Origin of the sequence: Streptomyces sp. URMC 127 (assembly GCF_051386535.1) — a bacterium.
Classification (GTDB): Bacteria; Actinomycetota; Actinomycetes; order Streptomycetales; family Streptomycetaceae; genus Streptomyces.
Genome location: NZ_JBPQTW010000461.1, coordinates 1 through 1,000 on the forward strand (window position 1 = coordinate 1; position 1,000 = coordinate 1,000).

Here is a 1,000-nt window from a genome sequence, read left to right on the forward strand (position 1 = left end):
GAACCGTGGGGGGAGGAACCGTGGGGGGATCCTGGGGAACGGGAAGCGCTTCAGCCCCGGCCCTGGTAGGCGGCGAAGGCCTTGGTGAAGGCGAGCTCGTCCTGCAGGACGGAGCTGCAGGTTGCGGAGGCGGACTTCTGCGCACCGCCCGGGCACTGCTTGTCGCGCGTGGCGGACCACATGGAGAGCCAGCCGAGGCCCTTGGCGCGGGCGAACGCGACCAGCCTGCTCGCGTTGCCGGTCGTGAAGACCTCACTGGACACGTCGTTGACGCCGATCATCGGGGTGACGGCCACGGCCTTCCACGCGGCGGCGTCGCTCAGCCCCAGCACGCCCTTGACCTGGGCCTGCGTCGCCGTGGCCGCGTCGACGGCGTACTGACCCATGTCGCCGCCGAAGGACGAGCCGTAGTCCATGGCCATGATGTTGACCGCGGAGACGGACACGCCGTTCTTCTTGGCGTTCTCGACCAGGTTGACGCCGTCCTGGGTGAGGCCCGTGGGCATCACCGGCAGGGTGAAGGAGACGTCGAGCCCGGGATGCTTCTTCTGCAGCTGCGCGATGGCGCGGGCGCGGCGCGTGTTGGCCGCGGTGTCGGGCAGTGCGCCGCCTTCGATGTCGAAGTCGACCTTGGTGAGCTTGTAGGCGTCCACGACCTTGCCGTACGCGGCGGCCAGGTCGTCGGCGGAGGAGCAGGCGAGGCCCAGTTCGGTCCCGGCGGCACCGCCGAACGAGACCCGTACGTCGCCGCCCGCCTCGCGCAGCGCCCCGATCTGCCCGGCCACGGGGTTGCTGCCGAGGTCACCGGTCCCGCCCCACGTGGGGGTGCAGCCGCCGCCGGAGGTGACGAAGGCGAGGTTGAAGTTCTTGACGCCGGTCTTGCGGGCCGTGGCCAGGAGATCGTAGGCGGGGTTGAGGAGGGTGTCGACGTACGGGGAGAAGGCAGCCTTCCCGTCGCCGGGGGCGGGGGTTCCGCCGGTCGGCCCGGGCGTGGGGGGAC

1 protein-coding gene is annotated in these 1,000 nt (G+C 71.3%); it reads right to left on the bottom strand.

Features of this window, described 5'->3' with window-relative positions; all coding sequences use genetic code 11:
• Window positions 1–50 precede the first annotated feature (50 nt).
• The coding region (locus ACSNOH_RS34900; protein WP_436725460.1) for a chitinase at window positions 51–1,000 on the bottom strand (950 nt) is incomplete at its 5' end.